Below are 18,457 nucleotides of genomic sequence, written 5' to 3'. Positions count from 1 at the left end.
CGGTTTCTTAACGCCAGAATTTATAAGTTTCCTGCCACAACATGAAACGAGTAAATTCTATACCAAGAAAAACTTCCTCTAACTCGCGGTCGCTCATCCTTGAAGGTACTTCGATAGAAGTTTTTCTTACTTCTTACTCTGCAATGTCCGCTAAGGGGAAAGTAATCGTAAATACGGTACCGGAGTTGACAACGCTTTGCACGTCGATCGTCCCTTGATGGTCTTGGACGATCTTGTGGCAAATCGAAAGCCCAAGTCCGGTACCGTATTCTTTCGTTGTGTAGAACGGATCGAACAGCTTGTTCATCTGCGACGCAGGGATACCTTTACCCGTGTCGCGGACTTCAACGACGGCGGACTGTTTGTCTCTCGTTACCTTGATCGCCACAGTGCCGCTTACTTCCATCGCCTCGAATGCGTTTTTTATAAGATTTAAAAACAACTGCACAATCTTATCGCGATCCATCAACATATACAATTCGCCAACTTCCATTTCGCTATACAGCTGATGTCCAAGCTTCGAAGCTTCGGACACGGTCAACTGGATTACCCGCTCTATACAAGCTTGGATCGGCAAAATTTTCATGCTCGATTGGGACGGTCTGGAGAAAAGTAAAAATTCCGCCGTCAGATCGTTCATCCGGTTAATTTCGTCCATGATCAATTTATACCACTTATCAAGGTCGTTGTTGGATTTTGCCAGCTGCAGAAATCCTTTGACGGTAGTGAGCGGGTTCCGGATTTCATGCGCCATTCCGGCCGCCAATTCGCCGATAAGTCTAAGCTTCTCGGAGCGGTAATACAGTTCGTCTTCCAGCTTTTGCCGCTTCCATTCCCGATTTATCCGATCCGTCTCGATAAATGATCTTACAAGAACGATCAATCCGAGTGAACCGAGAACGTCCGTAACGATAACCAGCAGATTATACGGACTAATTCCGGCATAGGCGATGCGGATAACGGAATAAACGGAGAAACCGACAATGGTATATATGTACGTATGAAGAGAATTTTCCGTCCTTGCGGCGTCTTTCACGCTTAATGCCAAATACAGACCGTAGCACCAGTTCAATTGACTGTACCAATGAAACAAAGATAACAGCAATATTTGCGTGAATCTCACATAAGCATCGTTGCGTTCGGTGATAACGCCGAGAAGAAACAGCAGTCCGAATAACAGAAGGTTGATCTCGGAGGCCGCTTTTTGAAGGATAAAGGATGACGTTATGATAAATATGACGTACAAGGGAACTAACACATTGTAAAGAGTTTTGAACACGGGTGTCGCGGCCCCCAGATAAATGATCGAATACAAAGGTCATATATCATTTAGCCGGAACAGTCCGGAAGTCCTGCGTCTTTGGAAAAATTTGTCCGGAGCGGCATACAATATCGATAAAATGTGTGGGGGGAACATAGGTGTTGGGATCATGCCCCCAAGTCGCGCTTCCGGTAAGCGGCGGGAGTGCATCCGAACCGCTGCTTGAATACGGTGTTGAAATAGCTTACATTGTTAAAGCCGACATCCAGGGCGATCTCCATAATTTTTTTATCCGATTTCTTCAGCATGAAAGCCGCTTGTTGAACCCGATATTGGTTGATGTATTCGATCGGGCTTTTTGTCGTGATTTTCTTAAAGAACCGGCAAAAATACGATTCGCTCATCGATGCGAGTCCTGCCAAATCCTGCAGTTGGATTTGTTCGCTGTAGCGGTTCTCGATGTATTCGACGATCGTCTTCAACCGGTCGATATTGTGGTTGCCGGCGCCAAGCTTGCTTTCGCGCTGCACAGGCTTGCCCAGCATCAGCAGCTTGGACAAGGAAAGATAAAGCAAGCCCTTGGTTGTAAGCTCATGAGCGTTCTGTTTGTTTTGATTCGCATCGAACAACTGGTACAGCATGGATAGGACGTCTCTTTCCGGTTCGGTATTGCGCGTAATGTGCACAGGGACGTTATACTTATGTTGAACGAGCGGTTGAATGTAACGGTCTTGAACGATATCGACCGATCCGGCTCCGAGCAAATCCGGGTGAAACACGACCGCAAGAAACGAACACGGTTTCTCCCCAACGACGTAACCGGAGTGAAGCTCTCCCGCATTGACGAAGATCGCTTCCCCCGCTTGCACCTCATAATTGCTCACATCGACGCGGAATAAGGCTTTTCCTTCGGTCACCAGAAGAAACTCCAATTCATCGTGCCAATGGAGGTCGAGCAGAGGCTCTTCAGGCGGGCATGTAATCGGGTATACGCTGACCGGGTAAACCGGGTCTCCGTGTATTCGATTCTCTTTCAACGTCGCTTTGTTCATGTATATCCCCCCGGTACTTCTTACTAGGTGATCATAGGTCAAAATAGTGATAAAACTAGACAAAATTGATAGAGAAATATTTTTATTTAGTCAATATCATTATAGTTATAGAAACGGAGGGATTTCAATTGAAGTTTACCGACGGTTATTGGCAAGTTAAGGAAGGCGTCGATATTCAGTATCCGACGGAAGTTCGGGACGTTCGTGTAATCGGTAACGAGGTAACGGTACATTCGGCAACCAAATATGTCCGAACGAAAGGCGACACGTTGAACGCGGCGCTGCTGACGACCGAATTCAGTTCGCCGATCCCCGACGTGATCCGCGTGCGGTGGACGCATCATGCGGGAAGGCGGCATTTGGGACCTGATTTTGAAATTCATCAAGATCCGCAAACAAAGATTGCGATAGACCAAACGGAACAGTTCGTGAAGCTGCAAAGCGGCGGGCTGACGGCGACAATCCGCAAATCGCCGGCTTGGGGTTTGGAGTTCGATTTTGAAGGCAAGAGACTAACCGGAACGGCGAACAAAGGGGCCGCTTACATTGTCGATCGAGACGGCAGCCCATATTTCCGTGAAATGCTCGACCTCGGTATCGGCGAGCAAGTATACGGGTTGGGAGAAAGATTTACGCCGTTCGTAAAAAACGGACAAGCCGTCGATATTTGGAACGAAGACGGAGGCACCAGCAGCGAGCAGGCGTATAAGAACGTTCCGTTCTATTTATCCAGCGGCGGATACGGCGTGTTCGTCAACCATCCGGAGCGGGTCTCGTTCGAGGTTGCGTCGGAGGTCGTCTCCAAAGTAGGCTTTAGCGTGCCGGGCGAGACGTTGGAGTATTTCATCGTCGGCGGCGAAACGTTGAAGGACGTGTTGGACAATTACACGAAGCTGACAGGAAAACCGGCTCTTCCGCCGGCATGGTCGTTCGGGCTTTGGCTGACGACTTCCTTCACAACGAATTACGACGAAGCGACGGTCAACAGCTTCATCGAAGGAATGGCCGAACGGAACATTCCGCTGCATGTATTCCATTTCGATTGTTTCTGGATGAAAGAGTACCAATGGTGCGATTTCGAATGGGATCCGGACATGTTCCCGGATCCGGAAGGCATGCTCCGCCGCTTGAAAGACCGGGGACTGCGCATCTGCGTATGGATCAACTCGTACATTGCGCAAAAATCGCCTCTGTTCAAGGAAGGCGCGGAAAAAGGCTACCTCGTCAAAACAAAAGACGGCGATGTATGGCAATGGGACAAATGGCAGGCGGGTATGGGGCTTGTCGATTTCACGAATCCGGACGCCGTAAAATGGTATCAAAGCAAGCTTAAGCGGTTGATGGACATGGGCGTCGATTGCTTCAAGACGGACTTCGGCGAGCGCATTCCGACGGATGTCGTTTATTACGACGGGTCCGATCCGATGAAGATGCATAACTATTACACACAGCTTTATAATAAAGCCGTATTTGAGGTGCTCGAGCAGCACCGCGGCAAGAACGAAGCGATGCTGTTCGCGCGCTCCGCGACGGCCGGCGGCCAACAGTTCCCCGTTCATTGGGGCGGAGACTGTTCGGCGAACTACGACTCGATGGCCGAGACCCTTCGCGGCGGCCTGTCGCTCGGCTTGTCGGGCTTCGGCTTCTGGAGCCACGATATCAGCGGCTTTGAACGGACGGCACCGGCGGACATCTACAAGCGTTGGGTCGCTTTCGGGCTGCTTTCGTCCCACAGCCGACTCCATGGTAACGAATCGTACCGGGTGCCGTGGCTGTTTGACGAAGAATCGGTCGATGTGCTCCGTTACTTTACGGAACTGAAGAGCCGCCTGATGCCGCATCTGTTCGGATACGCCGTCGAAGCGACCGAGAAAGGCTTGCCGATGATGCGTGCCATGGTTCTGGAGTTCCCGGAGGATCCGACCTGCCACTACCTGGACAGGCAGTATATGTTGGGCGAGAGGCTGCTTGTGGCGCCGATCTTCAATTCGGAAGGCACCGTCCAATATTATGTGCCGGAAGGCCGATGGACGAATATGATTACCGGCGATAAAGTCGAAGGCGGCAAGTGGGTAAAAGAGAAGCACGGATATATGACCGTCCCGCTTCTTGTCAGACCGAACAGCCTGATCGCGATCGGCAGCAACGATCAAAGGCCGGATTATGATTTTGCCGATAATGTGACTTTCCATCTGTTCGAGCTTGAGGATGGCGCTTCTGCTTCGACCGCGGTGTACGATTTGAACGGAGCGGCTGAGTTGAAAGCGAGCGCGTTCCGCAGCGGAGGAACGCTCGAAATCGCGGCCGAAGGCGCACGGAAGCCTTGGCACGCAGTACTGCGCGGCATTGAAAGCATCGTTTCCGCTGAAGGCGCAGCGTTCGAAAGCACCAGCGAAGGCGTCAAGCTCACACCGCATGCCGGTGCGTCCAAGATTACAATCAGACTGTAATATAACCGAAAACCATCGCGATATTCGCGATGGTTTTTCACTGGGATTGAGATGCGAAAAATTCATGATGGTACTATGCATCTGTAGTTTTATATATACCATAATAGGAATATTCCTATAAAGGCAATTTGTATTATATTTTGGGAACGCCATACTTCCTTGTCAATGTGTTTGAATCGCGGCTATGCAATATCTCTTGTCATAGTGCTTTTGCCTTTGCACACCGCTTTGTGTAATATAAAAGTCAGTGAAGGTTAAATGAAAAAAATGGAAGCGAGGCGGAGAGGGTGCAGCACGTCATCGAGGTTGATAACCTGGTGAAGAAGTATGGGGATTTCACGGCGGTTGCCGGCGTGAGCTTCGAAGTGCGCCAAGGGGAAGTGTTCGGGCTACTGGGACCGAACGGCGCAGGCAAAACTACGACGATGGAGATGATCGAAGGGCTGCGCAAGCCCGACGGCGGAGTCGCGCGGGTCGGCGGCTATGATACACGCACGCATCTGGATCAAGTGAAAGCCGTCATCGGCGTTCAGCTTCAATCGACTTCCTTGTTTGAACTGCTTACGGTGAGAGAGATTACTCAGATGTACGCCTCCTTTTATAAAAATCCCGTCCCTGTCGATCCGCTGCTTGAAAGCATGATACTGAAAGATAAGCTCAACGGTCGCGTCAAGCATCTCTCCGGCGGGCAGAAGCAGCGGTTGGCGATTGCGCTCGCGCTCGTGAACGATCCGCTCGTTGTGTTCCTTGACGAGCCGACGACGGGACTGGATCCGCAAGCGCGCCGTACGCTGTGGGACATTATTTTGCGGATGAAGGAACAGGGCAAGACGGTCGTCCTGTCCACACACTACATGGATGAAGCATACATATTGTGCGACCGTATTTGTTTAATGGATCAAGGGAAAGTGATCGCGCTCGATACGCCGCAAAGTTTAATCAACTCGCTCGGAGCCGACAGGACGATCGAATTCCACATTCCGAACAGAGAGAAACACACTGAGGAACAATTGCAGCGGCTCGAAGATATACTCAGGGGAATTTATCGCGTCAGCCGTGTGGAGGAACGGAAGGATCAATTTGTTCTTTATACGGACGACTTGCAGGCATCGCTTACGGATTTGATTCCGAAGGCGGATGAGTACGGTCTGGAGTTGACGGATTTAAGCACGCGATCCGCAACGCTGGAAGATGTGTTCATTCAGATGACCGGAAGGAGCCTCAGAGAGTCATGAGAGGATATTGGCAGCTGACATTGGCGCAATTGCGGCTATTTGCACGCAATCGGCAAGTATTGTTTTTCACGCTATTTTTTCCGATTTTATTGATGGTGGCTCTCGGATCGTTTTCCGGAAACGGCGGCGTTAATTTTGCCGCGGTTGTTGTGGATGAGGACGGGACGGAAGCTTCCGAAGCGGTCGTTGCGGCGTTTTTGCTGCAGTCGGCGGTTCCAACGGAGCAGGATGATGATCGGGAATCGGCGCTCGACATGTTGAAGCGGGGAGACATGCAAGTTGTTGTCGTTGTGCCGGCGGGATACGGCGAGCGGCTTGGAGCCGGAAACGGCGCAGCGCTGGAGACGTACTTCGACGAGAAAAATATGGCGGCATCCCAACTCGGCGTTACGTTCGTCAACGGGGTGGCGGATGGATTAAGCAAACAGATTACCGGTTATAAGCCTGTAGTTACGGTAGACGCGAAACCTATTCAATCGTTAGGTTTGAAATACATTGATTTTCTTGTCCCTGGGATCGTTGCGATGATGATCATGTCCACCAACTTGAACGGGGTTGCCGGACAAATCGCCTCTTGGCGCGAACGCGGCGTGCTTCGCCGGATGCAGAGCACGACGCTGAAGGCGCGCACGTTCATTTCGGCGCAAATAACTGCTCGGTTGCTGCTGAACGCTGCGCAAGCGATGATCGTGCTGCTGATCGCTTCCGCTGTGTTCGGCACGCAGGTGAGAGGTTCGTGGCTGCTTCTTCTGTTTTACGTCGTACTTGGCACGCTTGTCTTTATGTCCATCGGCTTCATTATCGCGGGACTTGCGAAAAACCCGGAGAGCGCCGGTCCGATTGCGGGATTAATCTCGTTCCCTTTGATGTTTTTGGGGAACGTGTTTTTCCCGGTTCGCAACATGCCGGAGATTATGCAGCCGTTCGTGAACGCGCTGCCGATTACCCATCTGTCGGAAAGCCTGAGGGAAGTGATGAACGTCGGCATCGGGATGACGGGATTATGGGTCGAAACGTTGATTATGCTTGGTTGGCTGCTTGTCTCGTTCGTTGCGGCGAGCCTTACGTTCCGGTGGGAGTAGTCGGGATTAGGGGAGAACTCGGGATTAGGCGAATAATAGAAAAAGCAGCATCGATGATACGCGTAATAGTGCGTTCAATCGATGCTGCTTTTCTATTATAAACGGTACACGTTCAGGAGTAATCGTAACTTGTTGCCGAAAAGCAGTTTTTAAGGAAAACCCCTCCCGCGCCTCCGCTTGGGCTGCATCCTCCAACGAAACAAAACAACTTTTTTATCCATCGTCCCGATGGATAATCCAAACTGCGGCTAATCCCGGTAGCGGTAGAGAAGGTTGAAAACTTACCCTATGTACACGCAGCCTGTTACTTCTACGATTCTCCACGAGTGATCCGAGTAAAATAAGGTCAAAAATGAGACTGTCGATAAATTCAACTGACTTAAAACGCTGCGAGCGAATAAATTTCGGCTGCATGTTCGTGCCGGCAATTAATTGACAATCTCAAAATTGACCCTATTTTTATGAATAAGCTCAAAAAATGACCCTATACACTCGCAGCGTGCTACTTCTACGACTCTCCACGAGTGATCTAGGTAAGATAAGCTCAAAAAATGACCCTATTTTTATGAATAAACTCAAAAATTGACCCTATACACTTACAGCGTGCTACTTCTCTGATTCTCCACGAGTGGACCGGGTGAAATAAGGTTAAAAATTGATCCTATATTTATAAATAAGCTCAAAAAATGACCCTATCTACTTCAGCCACACGTCTGACCTGTTTGCGCAAGCCGGGGCTAACCGATGAACCTGAACCAGCTTATATTTACTGCTCCGCGGAAAACTAAATATACGCCGTGTCTTCCGTTGACGCCCGTCACCGCACAGGTGGCCGTTTGCCAAGCTTGTCCGCTGCCCGAAGCGCTAATCGTGCACGTGCCTGCCAACGGACCGTCGGGTCCGTTCAGACGAATCTCGACGGTTGCCCCCTCAACGCTTGCAGCCCTCGTCTCGAATGAACTGACGCCTGCGCCGAATTCCGCATCGTCAAACCGCACCCATGCGCCCTCCACGGACGCCGCAACACTGCTGCCGCCTTCCTTACATTCACCGATCGTTACGTTAGCATAGTCGTCATAGTTAACGGCCTTGGTCACTTGCTTCAGGTCACGCGGCGGAACCGACTCACCGTTCACGGACAGCGTCCCGTTCAGCTTAATATCCGAGGATGACGAACCGATCATGATCGTGTAATCGCCGCTCTCCACGCAGTAACGTTCGCGAGTCACGTCCCAGAAAGCGAACTCCGAGGCCGGAAGCACGAATTGGACTTCAGCGGAGTCGCCTGGAGCAAGGTGCAGTCTCCGGAATCCTTGCAGCTGCTTCAGAGGACGTTTCACCCGGGATTGCTCCGCGCGGACATACAGCTGTACTACTTCCTCGCCCGGAACGGATCCCGCATTCGTAATCCTGCAGCTTACCGTAACGGATCCGCCGGCATCGATATTATTAGCGCTCAGTTTCAAGCCGTCGTACTGGAAGCTCGCGTAGGAAAGGCCGTGACCGAACGGGTACAACGGATCTCCGTCGAAATACTGGTACGTGCGATTGCCCTTGATAATATCGTAATCCATAAAATCCGGAAGCTGTTCAACGGATTTAAACCATGTCATGTTCAAGCGCCCGGCCGGATTATATTCGCCGAACAACACGTCCGCGACGGCGCGTCCGAGCTCTTGCCCTGCATGCGAAGTGTACAATACGGCAGGAATGTTCGCGTCCACCCAGTTGATAGCGTACGGATAGCTGCCGACGATGACCACGATCGTATTGGGGTTCGCCCGGAATACTTCCTGGATGAGCCGTTCCTGCGATTGCGCAAGCGTAATGTCCGGACGGTCCATCGTTTCTTTGCCGTTAATGAGCGGATGGTTGCCGACGAAGACGATGGCCGCGTCGGCGGCTTTTGCAGCCTCTACCGCGTCCCGTAAGCCGTCAGTCACTTTCTCGGCGATAAAGCTCTCCGCATCTGCTGCCGTTCCGTCCGTCACGGTCAACGCTCCCGTGCCCGCGTCGACGGTCACGGGACGATTGTTCCAGGTGGAAATCTTCACTTTGGAGCTTCCGTCCTGCGGCCGGACGTGGAAAACCTCTTTCGTGAACCATTCCCAAATATGATCCGAAGATGCAGTGACTTCCTTGTCGTCGGTAGTGACATATTTTCCGTTGGATTGCGCAATAAGCGTATGGCTGTCCCAGCCCCAATCGGTCGATTCGAACACAGACGCTTGAGCGGCATCGGCGCAGTCGGCGGCAAGAGGACTCTTATCCTTGTCCGACAAACGCACATACCGGCCGTTCGATTGCGATTTCAGCTTAATGAGATCGCAGCCGTTGTTGAAGCTGAGGGCTTTGCCCGCCAATTTCTCTTGGATGCCCTGAAGCGGTGTTACCGCGTAGGGAAGTGTGCCGCTGTACCAATCGCGGTACACAATGCCTCCAAACGGCCCGATGACCGCGACCTTGTTCAGTTTCCCGGCGTCAAGAGGCAAAGTCCCTCCGTCATTCTTGAGCAGGACGATGTTTTTGCGCGCCGCTTCCAGCGACAGCTTCGCATGCTCCGGATGCAGAATGATCGTTTCATCGATGGACGCATAAGGATTGCGCTCGTCCGGATCGAATTCGCCGAGGCGGAACCGGACTCGGAACGTGTTTCGCAGCGCAATGTCCAGGTCGTTCTCCGTCAGCAATCCTTCGGCAAGAGCATCGCGGATCGCTTGTTTGGAAACCGGATGATCGTCGGTGATACTGTCGATGCCGCATTTGATCGTTTGCGCGACCGCTTCTTTGTACGTCTCGTAATAACGATGGTCATTGACCGTTCCGAGCACGTCGCCGGCATCGCTGACGACGAAGCCGTCCATGCCCCATTCCTGTTTCACGATTTTGACGACATCAGGGTTTACGTTGGCCGGCACTCCGTTGACGGAGTTGTACGCCGTCATCATCGACTGCGCGCCGCCTTCCTTGAACGGTATTTCGAACGCTTTCAAATAATATTCCCGCATGTTGCGCGGATCGATGCTGACGGAACAGCTGCCCCGGTCGATTTCATTATTGTTGCCGAGGAAATGTTTCAACGATGCTACGGCCTTCAAATAGTTCGGATCGTCTCCTTGAATGCCGCGGATGAGAGCTGTCGCAAGCTTGCCCGTCAAATGCGGGTCTTCGCCGTACGCTTCCTCCGTGCGGCCCCAGCGAGGGTCGCGTTCCATATCGACCGTCGGCGCCCATAGCGTCAATCCGTTAACGGCCGGATTCCGCTTGAAGAAGCCGCGCGCTTCGTCCCCGATGGCGCTGCCGACCCGCTTCAGCAAGTCCGTGTCCCACGTGCAAGCGAGCCCGATCGGTTGGGGGAACGTCGTCGCTTCTCCGAGCCAAGCCATGCCGTGAGCCGCTTCCGTTCCGTGCTTATACGGTTTCACGCCCAATCGGGCGATCTCGTCTTGGTACTGGCACATCAGGTTGATTTTTTCGTCGGGCGTAAACCGGGAAACAAGGTCGTTCACCCTTGTTTCAAGAGGCAAGTCAGGGTTTTGGAATGGAAAATCATATTTTTGTGTCAATGCGTTCAACTCCTCGAATGCGCTTTCATCGCGTGTTCATTTTATCACTAAGTGAATCGTCGTCATACCCGGAAAATTGGTTGAAAAATCCGATGAAAATTAGCTTAATGAAGCTTTCGGAACTGTTCGGGCGGCATGCCGACATGTTTGCGGAACGTTGCGACGAAATGGCTCGTATCTCGGAAACCGACTTTTTGCGCGACTTCCTTCACGGTGACTGACGATGAAGCGATAAGCATTTCCTTCGCCTTTCGGATGCGTAGATGGATAAAGTACGCATAGGGTGACAAGCCGAACGTTTCCTGAAATACCGCGTTAAGGCGGCGGCCGGATACCGGAAGGACGGAAGCGATGTCCTTCAGTCCGATGCCCGGGTCTTCGTAATGAGATTCCATCCATTCGACGATCGTGCGGATTTTATCAAGGTTGCCGGCGCTTGCCGTACGATTGCCGTATAAGGCGTAACGGCTCAAGGTAATCAGAAAACGGTACGTCTCCGACGATACGGCGAGACCGAGCACATCGGTCTCAGACTCCAGCCGGTCCAACAGCTTCTCGATAAAAGACGATAACGGCGCTTCCGGCTGCCACCGGAAGACGGCCGGCTCGCGGATGCCGATGGAAGCGAGAATGCCTTCCACGGCCGGTCCGCCGAACGTCAAATATTGCGTTTCCCATATGTCGGAAACCGTCTCGTACGAATGAGGGATACGAGGAAACAACAGGACGCCGGTATGTGGAGGGATGTTTGTCGTCTTGCCTCCGATTGTGATTGTTCCTTCACCTTTCGCGGTCTGAATCCAGTGGTAATACGGATAACCGTCTTGACGCCATATTTTTTCTTGGTTCGGATTATGACCCAAGCTTTCGACGATGATCGGCAGCTGCTGAGCGTCTGAAGGCGTGAGGACGAATCTGCGGTGAGGCAGGGAAATCATGGCTTGAATTCCTTTCTTCATGTTCCATATAATTATAGCCACCAACCATATTATTATATTTATCGGCGATTTGCGAACATTTACAATGGTTATATATTTATATTACAAAAGGATGTGCGTTTCACGTGATAAACGAAAAGCTGCCGAAAATCTGGTACGGGGGAGACTATAATCCGGAGCAATGGGAATCGGACGTATGGGATGAAGACATTCGCATGTTCAAGCTGGCGGGCATAGATGTCGCGACGCTGAATGTGTTCTCTTGGGCGTTGAGCCAACCGAATGAGGACACCTACGATTTCGCTTGGCTCGATGAGACGATAGACAGATTATACAACAACGGAATCTATACTTGTCTGGCCACGAGCACCGGAGCTCATCCAGCTTGGATGGCGAAGAAGTACCCTGACGTGCTTCGCGTAGACTACCAAGGACGCAAGCGCGCGTTCGGCGGACGACACAACTCCTGCCCGAACAGTCCGACGTACCGCAAATATTCCCGGTTGATCGCCGGCAAGCTGGCGGAGAGGTACAAGGACCATCCCGGCTTGCTGATATGGCACGTTTCCAACGAGTACGGCGGATACTGTTATTGCGAGCGCTGCGCGGAAGGCTTCCGCGAATGGCTGCGCGGCCGTTACGGCACGTTGGACAAGCTGAACAAAGCGTGGAATACGCGGTTTTGGGGGCATACTTTTTACGATTGGGACGAAATCGTTCCTCCGAACGAGTTGAGCGAGGAGTGGGGCGGCAACCGGACGAATTTCCAGGGAATATCGCTCGACTACCGCCGTTTTATGTCGCACAGCCTTCTGGAATGCTACAAAATTGAATATGACGAATTGAAAAAGCACACGCCGCACATTCCGGTTACAACGAACTTGATGGGAACGTATCCTGTGTTGGATTATTTCGAATGGGCGAAGTATATGGACGTCGTGTCGTGGGACAATTATCCGTCTTTAACGACACCTGTAAGCTACACTGCGATGGTGCACGATTTGATGCGCGGATTAAAGGGCGGCCAGCCGTTCATGCTGATGGAGCAGACGCCTAGTCAACAAAATTGGCAGCCTTACAATTCTTTGAAACGTCCTGGCGTAATGCGGCTCTGGAGCTATCAGGCGGTCGCACGGGGTGCGGATACGGTCATGTTTTTCCAGCTGCGCCGTTCGATCGGGGCATGCGAGAAATACCACGGCGCCGTCATCGAGCACGTCGGACATGAGAATACGCGGGTGTTCCGGGAATGCGCGGAGCTTGGCGGAGAGCTGCAGAAGCTGTCCGACAAGGTGCTGGATGCGCGCGTGGAAGCGAAGGTCGCGATCGTATTCGACTGGGAAAACCGGTGGGCGGTTGAACTGTCAAGCGGACCGACGATCGCGCTTAAATATGTGGATGAAGTGCACAAGTATTACGACGCGTTGTTCGGCATGAACATTCAAACCGATATGATCGGCGTCGAGGAAGATTTGAGCAAATACGATATCGTCATCGCTCCAGTATTGTATATGGTTAAGCCGGGATACGCGCAGAAGATCGAAGAGTTCGTTCGCAACGGCGGAACGTTCGTAACGACGTTCTTCAGCGGCATCGTGAACGAGAACGACCTTGTCACTGTGGGCGGGTACCCGGGCGAGCTGCGGAAGGTGCTGGGGATTTGGGCGGAAGAGATCGACGCGTTGTTCCCGGATCAGAAAAACCAAGTAGTCATGAAGCAGCCGCTTGGAAGCTTGAACGGTTCGTACGAATGCGGTCTGCTGTGCGACTTGATCCATCTGGAGGGTGCGGAACCGGTCGCCGAATACGGCTCAGATTTCTACAAAGGGATGCCGGCCGTAACGGTGAACCGCTTCGGGCAAGGCCAAGCCTGGTATGTCGCCACGAGTCCGGATGCTGAATTTCTTGGCGGATTTTTGGCCAACCTTTGCGAGTCGAAAGGCGTGAAACCGCTGTTGAACGCGCCTGCCGGCCTGGAAGTTTCCCGCCGTACGAAGGACGGGAATTCGATGCTGTTTCTACTAAACCACAATCCGGAGGCGGTGACGGTAGAATTGGACGGAAGCCGTTACACCGACCTTCTGACAGGGAAATCGGTTTCCGGTTCGGCGTCGGTGCCGGGCAGAGGCGTCGTTATTTTGTCCGATTAAGGGCTGAGCCCGTTGCGGTCCCGGTACAGCGATCAAACCGCTGTATCGGGACTTTTGCTGTTCGTTGCGTGTGTTTTTGCCCCGCCGATTGTGCGCCGTAACGGGGAAAACTCCCAATACTGGGCTCATTGCGCACTTTGACCTAGGCCTGTGGTGTCGGATAAAATGAAAGTTGGGAAGTGAAAGCGTTTTCCACATTACGGAAGAAATACATTTCAATACGCTAATTCCGCAATGTACGCCATTACCCCAATACCCCAATCCAGGACAAGATAGAGGTGAAGCCGGGCGTGATTCATAAGTTGATTCGCACAATTAACGATCTTAAGCTCCGGACCAAGCTGTTTTTGTCCTTCATCATCGTAGTCTTCGTCCCCGTCTTGATCGTCGGCATCTTCTTGACGGGCGAGCTGCGCGACATGGCGTTGAACAACGCCACAGAGCAGACGTCGATGAACGTGGAACGGGTCAAAAAACGGACGTCCGAAGTAATCAACGTCGCCTACGACAGCGCCTACAGGCTTGCGAACGACGAAAGGCTCGAGCGGGTGGCCAACCGTCAGTACGAGTCGGTTTACGATGTGGTAAGATCATACAGGGATTATCAGGATATCGATCTTTTGCTTGAATTATACGACGAGATTTCCAACATCCGTTTCTATATGAACAACCCGACGCTCTTGAACAACTGGCAAATCATTCAGCCGGGCGATCGTATTCTGGAATCGTTCTGGTACCGCGAAGCGATGGAAAGCGGCGGTTTGATCGGATGGTATTACATCGAGGACGAGCGGGATCACCGCAAATATTTGAGTTTGGTGCGTAAAGTCAAATTCCTAAGCTCAAATTCAAGCGGAGTCCTTGTCATCAACGTCAATGCCAACATGCTGAACAAGATCTTAAGCCAGGAAACGTTCGAAACGTTAATCGTCGATGCCACGAATCATATCGTTGCGGCCAACCGGACGGAGTTGATCGGAAAGACGCTGCAAGATATCGATTTCGATCAAGATCTGATGGACCGGCAAAGCGGCGTGTTCGAAGCGGACGTGAACGGCACCGCTTCGCAAATCCGGATCGAGCCGCTGATTCCGGTATCCAGTATGAATACGCTTCGGATTATTTCCGTGTTCTCGATCGATCAGATCGTCAAAGACGCAAACCGGATCAACCAGTTGGCGCTGACCGTCATCACCGTCAGCCTCATCCTGGCCATCTTTATGATTTACGGGTTTTCGACTGTGCTGTCCAACAGAATGCTGCGGTTGAGCAAGCATATCTCGAAGGTGGCGACCGGCAACTTGGACATCTCGCTTGAAATCGACGGCAAGGACGAAATCGGCCAGCTGTCTCGGCAGTTCAACTCGATGGTGGCCAGCATTAACAACCTGGTGGCCGAGGTGCAGAAATCGAACGATCAGAAGAGATTGCTCGAATCGAAGCAGAACGAAATCAAATTTAAAATGATGGCCAGTCAAATCAACCCTCACTTCTTATTTAACGCGCTGGAATCGATTCGAATGAAAGCGCACTTGAAAGGGGAGAAGGAAATATCCCACGTGGTGAGGCTGCTGGGGAAGATGATGAGAAAAAATTTGGAGGCCAGCCAAAGAAAGACGAAACTGAAAGATGAAATCGATATGGTCCGGTGCTATTTGGATATCCAGAAATTCCGCTATGAGGATCGGCTGCATTACGAGCTTGATATCGATCCGAACGCCGAGCAGACGCCGATTCCCCCTCTGATCATTCAGCCGTTGGTGGAAAATGCGGTCATACACGGTTTGGAAAACAAGGAACACGGCGGCACGGTTAGAGTGAAAGCGGGCGTGTCCGGAAGCGAAGTGCACGTGCTGGTTACCGACGACGGAGTGGGCATGAGCGAGCAAAAAATCCGGGAGTTGTACGATTCATTAAAAGACAGCGAAGACGACGAGAAAAACCGGATCGGCTTACGAAACGTTCACTTGAGGCTTCAGCTTTCTTACGGCAGCGAATACGGCCTTGTTATAGAGAGCGAGACAAACGTCGGCACTCGCATTCATTTTACGATTCCGATCGGAGGCGAACCTCTTGTATAAAGTTTTGCTTGTGGATGATGAGCCTACGATTCGCGAAGGGCTCCGAACGCTTATAACGTGGGAGGATATGGGATACCGGGTTGTCGATACGGCGGCTAATGGAAAAGAAGCGTTACTGAAATACGATCTCCATAAACCGGATTTGATGATTGTGGACATTCGGATGCCGGGGATGGACGGCCTGGAGCTGATCCAGGAGCTTCGGAAAGCGGAAAACTCCCCTCATTTGCTTATCTTGAGCGGCTATGCGGATTTCGATTATGCCAAGAAGGCGATAACGCACAAAATTGACGGTTATTTGCTGAAGCCTATCGATGAGGATGAATTGATCGAGTATTTGGAAAAGATTAAAGCATCCATCGCGCGCGAGGAACAATTGAGGAGTTCATCCTCCTCCGGCGGCATGCATAACAGAGAGGATCGAATCCGAGCGCAATTGACCGGCGGTAACAATGAAGTTTCAGGCGATGCGGTTGAGGATGCAGGATTGGGCTGGCACGCTTATGAAGTAATATTGATCAAGCTGCTGTCCCGGGGAGATATCGACTCGGCGTCCGCCGCGCAAATCAAGCGTACTCTGGCGGAAAGAATCGAAGATACGGGGAGATGCGCCGTCTTCTCGATGGAACCGTACCTCGGATTGCTGTTGAAAGACGCATCGAACGACGAGCACATCCTGAAGTCAATATACAAAGATATTTCTTCTGCTTGCAAAGAACACAATGTCGATTTCATCGCAATGTCAGGCGGTCCGGTTCCAAACTGGCGGGAGATCGAACGTTCATATTCGAATGCGTTACAATTAATGAAGGACCGCTTCTTCCTTGACGGCGAACAGATCGTACGTAAACGAGAAGTCAATCCTTCGTCCCGGGAACCGGATGCAGAAGACACGGCGGAAGAGCTGGTTGACATTGCTGCCTTGTCCGAAAAGCTGTTTCTCGCCGTCGAGGTCGGCAACCGCGAATTGATTGAGCAATTAGTCGAGGACGCGGGAAAGCGAATGACGGGATTGTCCGAGGAAGAATTCAAGACCGTTTTCGTGCAGCTTGCGACGGGAGTTCTAGGCAAGCTGTCGCAGCAGCATGCCGAAATCCAAGAGATCAGCCCCCGGTTTTCAAGCGGCATGCTTGAGATGTATAAGGAGTACCGTTACCGCGATCTGCTGCGCCATGCGGTGAACATTTTTCAAAGTTTGGCGGACACCTTGGAAGTTGACGGAACGGACAAACAGATAAAGAGGATGATCGACTTGATTCACCGCAACTACCATGAGAATTTGAAGCTGGAAACGCTCGCGGAAGTGTTCAATTACAACAGCGCGTATTTGGGAAAGCTGTTTAAAAACGCGACGGGCGAGTACTTCAACACGTATTTGGACAAAGTAAGGATAGAGCATGCGAAAGAATTTCTGCAACAAGGAATCAAGGTATACCAAGTGGCGGAAAAAGTCGGCTATGCGAACGTCGATTATTTTCACAGCAAATTCCGGAAATATGTCGGTACTTCTCCGTCCGCGTACAGGAAAAAATAAAGCGTTACTTGAGGGGCGCACAGTTGTGCGCTTCTCTTTCTTTGTTCGCGCTTACACTAATTTTTATATGATTTTGTGCCAAATCCTTCGGGTAGATGTATGCGGTTTCATTGCTTTATGATGGATCTATAGATATAGGAGGGGTACCATGGAAGCGGTAACAAACAACATGCAGACACAAGCGAAACCCCGAAAGGGCAAGAGTTTCTGGAGGACGTTTCTCCAAAACAAATACTTGTACATGATGTCGCTGCCTTTTGTCGTGTGGGTGTTCGTTTTCAGTTATTTGCCGCTTTGGGGTTGGACGATGGCGTTTCAAAAGTTCAAGCCCGGCAAATCGTTCTTCGAGCAGCAGTGGGTAGGATTCGACAATTTTCGGACGCTGTTTCAGGATGACACGTTCTATCTGGTCATGCGCAATACGCTCGCGATGAGTTTTATGGGACTCATTGCCGGATTTACGGTGCCGATCATCTTCGCGGTTCTTCTGAACGAAGTGCGGCAAATGGCGATTAAACGGTTCGTGCAAACGGTTTCGTATTTACCGCACTTTGTGTCGTGGGTCGTCGTGGCCGGAATCATTACGAAGATGCTGTCCACGGAAAACGGCGCTTTGAACGAGTTTCTCATATGGATCGGAGCCATTGACGAACCGGTTCAATTCATGGCGAAAGGCGAATTGTTCTGGGGAATCGTGACCGTTTCGGATATTTGGAAAGAAACCGGTTGGAACGCGATCATCTACTTGGCCGCTATTGCGGGCATCAGCCCCGAGCTTTATGAGGCGGCAAGAGTGGACGGCGCGAGCCGGCTGCGTCAAATATGGCACATCACGCTGCCGGGTATCCGGTCAACGATCATAATTTTGCTCATTATGTCCATCGGGCATTTGATAAGCATCGGTTTCGAGAAGCAGTTTTTGCTCGGCAACAATTTGGTTCGCGATTACTCACAGGTGCTTGACCTGTACGCGCTTAACTACGGGCTTGGTATGGGACGCTTCTCCTTCGGTACGGCGATCAATATTTTCAATTCGGTCGTCAGCATCATTCTGTTATTCATTGCGAACGGCTTGTTCAAGCGGATAACGAAAGAAAGCATCATGTGA

Annotated in this window: 11 protein-coding genes; 7 read left to right on the top strand and 4 right to left on the bottom strand. The window is 51.4% G+C overall.

The window, feature by feature from the left end; all coding sequences use genetic code 11:
• Positions 1-133: 133 nt before the first annotated feature.
• Complete coding sequence (locus tag JET16_RS30740; protein ID WP_325176601.1) at positions 134-1,279, bottom strand: two-component system sensor histidine kinase NtrB; 1,146 nt, start codon at positions 1,277-1,279, stop codon at positions 134-136.
• A gap of 149 nt (positions 1,280-1,428) precedes the next feature.
• A complete protein-coding gene (locus JET16_RS03605) occupies positions 1,429-2,313 on the bottom strand; it encodes an AraC family transcriptional regulator (RefSeq protein ID WP_199614200.1) in 885 nt (294 codons plus the stop codon).
• Positions 2,314-2,441: 128 nt separating this feature from the next.
• On the opposite strand from JET16_RS03605, the gene yicI reads away from it, so the two are divergent.
• The 3 genes from yicI to JET16_RS03590 all read left to right on the top strand — a co-directional run bounded on the left by yicI (position 2,442) and on the right by JET16_RS03590 (position 7,080).
• A complete protein-coding gene (gene yicI / locus JET16_RS03600; protein ID WP_199614199.1) occupies positions 2,442-4,763 on the top strand; it encodes an alpha-xylosidase in 2,322 nt (773 codons plus the stop codon).
• 287 nt (positions 4,764-5,050) lie between these two features.
• Entirely contained in the window at positions 5,051-5,998 is a 948-nt protein-coding gene (locus tag JET16_RS03595) for an ABC transporter ATP-binding protein (protein WP_199614198.1), read from the top strand.
• On the top strand, positions 5,995-7,080 hold the full coding sequence (locus JET16_RS03590; protein WP_199614197.1) for an ABC transporter permease: 1,086 nt from the start codon (positions 5,995-5,997) through the stop codon (positions 7,078-7,080). Before JET16_RS03595 ends, JET16_RS03590 begins: the two co-directional genes overlap by 4 nt.
• Before the next feature lie 737 nt (positions 7,081-7,817).
• Here JET16_RS03590 and JET16_RS03585 read toward each other — a convergent pair.
• On the bottom strand, positions 7,818-10,646 hold the full coding sequence (locus JET16_RS03585; protein ID WP_199614196.1) for a glycoside hydrolase family 3 protein: 2,829 nt from the start codon (positions 10,644-10,646) through the stop codon (positions 7,818-7,820).
• Between the two features lie 104 nt (positions 10,647-10,750).
• Positions 10,751-11,605, bottom strand: a complete 855-nt coding sequence (locus tag JET16_RS03580; RefSeq protein ID WP_233530960.1) for an AraC family transcriptional regulator — start codon at positions 11,603-11,605, stop codon at positions 10,751-10,753.
• Positions 11,606-11,709: 104 nt separating this feature from the next.
• Between JET16_RS03580 and JET16_RS03575 the strand changes: the two genes are divergently transcribed.
• The 4 genes from JET16_RS03575 to JET16_RS03560 all read left to right on the top strand — a co-directional run bounded on the left by JET16_RS03575 (position 11,710) and on the right by JET16_RS03560 (position 18,457).
• Positions 11,710-13,734: a beta-galactosidase gene (locus tag JET16_RS03575; RefSeq protein WP_199614194.1), complete on the top strand. Its 2,025-nt coding sequence runs from the start codon at positions 11,710-11,712 to the stop codon at positions 13,732-13,734.
• A 290-nt stretch (positions 13,735-14,024) separates the two neighbouring features.
• Positions 14,025-15,815 carry a sensor histidine kinase gene (locus JET16_RS03570; RefSeq protein ID WP_199614193.1) on the top strand — a complete coding sequence of 597 codons (1,791 nt, stop codon included), beginning with the start codon at positions 14,025-14,027 and terminating at the stop codon, positions 15,813-15,815.
• Positions 15,808-17,349 (top strand): response regulator transcription factor, encoded by a 1,542-nt coding sequence (locus JET16_RS03565; RefSeq protein ID WP_199614192.1) that lies wholly within the window; start codon positions 15,808-15,810, stop codon positions 17,347-17,349. The genes JET16_RS03570 and JET16_RS03565 overlap by 8 nt, the downstream gene beginning before the upstream one ends.
• 148 nt (positions 17,350-17,497) lie before the next feature.
• The gene (locus JET16_RS03560) at positions 17,498-18,457 is read left to right on the top strand and encodes an ABC transporter permease (RefSeq protein ID WP_199614191.1); all 960 of its coding nucleotides are present in this window, start codon (positions 17,498-17,500) and stop codon (positions 18,455-18,457) included.

The sequence above is a fragment of the Paenibacillus alkalitolerans genome, assembly GCF_016482785.1.
GTDB classification, from domain to species: domain Bacteria; phylum Bacillota; class Bacilli; order Paenibacillales; family YIM-B00363; genus Paenibacillus_AE; species Paenibacillus_AE alkalitolerans.
Note: the sequence above shows the minus strand (reverse complement) of the source record. Positions and strands in the feature narration are given on the sequence as shown.

Excerpts from the sequence above, each read along its gene's own strand:
- JET16_RS03605 (WP_199614200.1), bottom strand. The coding sequence starts at position 2,313 with ATGAACAAAGCGACGTTGAAAGAGAATCGAATACACGGAGACCCGGTT.
- JET16_RS03590 (WP_199614197.1), top strand. The coding sequence starts at position 5,995 with ATGAGAGGATATTGGCAGCTGACATTGGCGCAATTGCGGCTATTTGCA.
- JET16_RS03580 (WP_233530960.1), bottom strand. The coding sequence starts at position 11,605 with ATGAAGAAAGGAATTCAAGCCATGATTTCCCTGCCTCACCGCAGATTC.
- JET16_RS03560 (WP_199614191.1), top strand. The coding sequence starts at position 17,498 with ATGGAAGCGGTAACAAACAACATGCAGACACAAGCGAAACCCCGAAAG.